The organism is Bradyrhizobium sp. (assembly GCF_030646015.1).
Lineage (GTDB): Bacteria > Pseudomonadota > Alphaproteobacteria > Rhizobiales > Xanthobacteraceae > Bradyrhizobium.
The window spans coordinates 1-2,412 of the sequence record NZ_JAUSLT010000171.1; the positions used below are offsets into that span (position 1 = coordinate 1).

General features: G+C 60.7%; 2 protein-coding genes and 1 pseudogene. All 3 read right to left on the reverse strand.

The annotated features are described in order from the left end of the window. Window positions 1–91: 91 nt before the first annotated feature. The gene (locus tag Q7T45_RS25190; protein ID WP_304874548.1) at window positions 92–958 is read right to left on the reverse strand and encodes a branched-chain amino acid ABC transporter permease; all 867 of its coding nucleotides are present in this window, start codon (window positions 956–958) and stop codon (window positions 92–94) included. 80 nt (window positions 959–1,038) lie between these two features. Beyond that, on the reverse strand, window positions 1,039–2,259 hold the full coding sequence (locus Q7T45_RS25195; protein WP_304874550.1) for an ABC transporter substrate-binding protein: 1,221 nt from the start codon (window positions 2,257–2,259) through the stop codon (window positions 1,039–1,041). A gap of 34 nt (window positions 2,260–2,293) precedes the next feature. Beyond that, a pseudogene (locus tag Q7T45_RS25200) lies at window positions 2,294–2,412 on the reverse strand (ABC transporter ATP-binding protein); the annotation flags it as partial.

Genomic DNA, 2,412 nt, shown 5'->3' on the forward strand with positions numbered 1-2,412 from the left:
GCCGCCAGCAGCGCCGCCATCACGGCGAACACGATCATCTCGTCGCGAATGCTGCGCGGGCCTGCCGGCAGGGTATCGTCGGTCAATACGCTCATGTTGTCGCCCGTCCCGTCAGTCCCGTCGGTTTCACCAGCAGCACCAGCACCATCAGCACAAAGACCACGGTATTGGAGGCTTCGGGGTAGAAGTATTTCGTCAGTCCCTCGATCACGCCGAGCGCGAAGCCGGTGATGATCGAACCCATGATCGAGCCCATGCCGCCGATCACCACCACCGCAAACACCACGATGATGAGGTCGGCACCCATCAGCGGCCGCACCTGGTTGATCGGCGCCGACAACACGCCGGCCAGCGCGGCCAGACCGACGCCGAGCCCGTAGGTCAGCGTGATCATCCGGGGCACGTTGATGCCGAAGGCTCGCACCAGCGTCGGGTTTTCGGTGGCGGCGCGCAAATTGGCGCCGAGCCGCGTCTTTTCGATCAGATACCAGGTGGCGATGCAGACGATCAGCGAGAACACCACCACCCATCCGCGATAGATCGGCAGGAACATGAAGCCGAGGTTCATGCCGCCCTTCAGTTCATCGGGGATCGCGTAGGGCAATCCCGACGAGCCGAAATAGTTCTGGAAGATGCCCTGGACGATCAGCGCGATTCCGAAGGTCAGCAAAAGCCCGTAGAGATGATCGAGCCCGGCCAGCCATTGCAGCATGGTCCGTTCCAGGATCATGCCGAAAATGCCGACCGCAATCGGCGCGATGATCAGCGCCGGCCAGTATCCGATGCCCATGACGTTGAGCAGGAAATAGGCGCAGAACGCGCCCATCATGTAGACCGCGCCGTGCGCGAAATTGATGATGTTGAGCATCCCGAAGATCACGGCGAGCCCAAGGCTCAACAGCGCATAAAACGAGCCGTTGATCAGTCCCACCAGAAGCTGCGCGTAGAGAGCCTGCATCGATCGATCTTTCGAAACTCAATCTTCTGTAAACGTCGGGCGGAAACCCGCCGGCGCCAGGCGCCGGCGGGCAGCCATTATTACTTCTTTACCAGCGCACAGGCGCTTTCCGAAAGCGGCCGGAAGGCCTGGTCTCCGGGGGTGGTTCCGATCAGCTTGTAGTAGTCCCAGGGACCCTTGGATTCCGAGGGCTTCTTGACCTCGAACAGATAGGCTGGGTGGAGCTTGCGGCCGTCGGCGCGGATCGAGCCCTTGCCGAACAGGGAATCGTCGGTGGGCATCGACTTCATCTTCTCGACAATCTTGATGCCGTCATGCGAATTGCCGCCCATCGCTTCCAGCGCCTTGAAGTAGTGGATCAGGCCCGAATAGACGCCGGCCTGCACCATGGACGGCATCGCCTTGCTCTTGGTGCGTTCGGAGAAGCGCTTCGAGAACGCGCGGGTTCCATCATTCAGGTCCCAGTAGAACGTCTCCGTGAAACTCAGGCCCTGCGCCACCTTCAAACCGAGCGAGTGAACGTCGGTGATGAACAGCAGCAGGCCGGCGAGCTTCTGTCCGCCCGCGACGATGCCGAACTCGGACGCCTGCTTGATCGTGTTGGTGGTGTCGCCGCCGGCATTGGCCATGCCGACGATCTTGGCCTTCGACGCCTGCGCCTGCAGCAGGAACGAGGAGAAATCCGCGGTGTTCAGCGGATGCCTGACGGTGCCGATCACCTTGCCGCCGGACTTCAGAACGACCGCGCTGGTGTCGCGCTCCAGCGCGTGACCGAAGGCGTAGTCAGCGGTCAGGAAGTACCAGGTGTCGCCGCCGGCCTTCACCAGGGCCTGGCCGGTGCTGTTGGCCAGCATGTAGGTGTCGTAAACCCAGTGAATCGTGTTCGGTGAGCACTGCGCATTGGTGAGATCCGACGACGCCGCGCCGGTATTGATCATGATGACGTTCTTTTCCTTGACCAGATTATTGACGGCCAGGGCAACGCCGGAGTTCAGCACGTCCATGAAGATGTCGACCTTGTCGACGTCGATCCACTGTCGCGCGGTGTTGACGGCAATGTCGGGCTTGTTCTGATGGTCGGCGGAAATCACGTCGATCTTCCAGCCCTTGGCCGCAAGCCCGGAATCTTCCACGGCCATCTGGGCGGCTAGCGTGGAGCCCGCGCCGCCAAGATCAGAGTAAAGACCCGAATTGTCGGTCAGTACGCCGATCTTGATGGTCTTGTCCTGCGCAAGCGCTGCGCTGCTCGCGCCAAACGCCAGCGCGGTACCAAGCAATAATGCCGAGATTCTGTTTTTCATGAATATCTCCGTGGCTCGTGCTTGAAGACGTCGTTCAGACGCCGAGATAGGTGTGAAGCTTGTCCATATTGGCTTGCAGATCCGAGTTCTTAAAACCGTCGATCACCTTGCCGTGCTCGACGATGTAGTAGCGGTCCGCGACGGTCGCCGCGA

Bases quoted from the DNA above. Each gene is read 5' to 3' on its own strand.
- Q7T45_RS25195 (WP_304874550.1), bottom strand. From the start codon at position 2,259: ATGAAAAACAGAATCTCGGCATTATTGCTTGGTACCGCGCTGGCGTTT.
- Q7T45_RS25190 (WP_304874548.1), bottom strand. From the start codon at position 958: ATGCAGGCTCTCTACGCGCAGCTTCTGGTGGGACTGATCAACGGCTCG.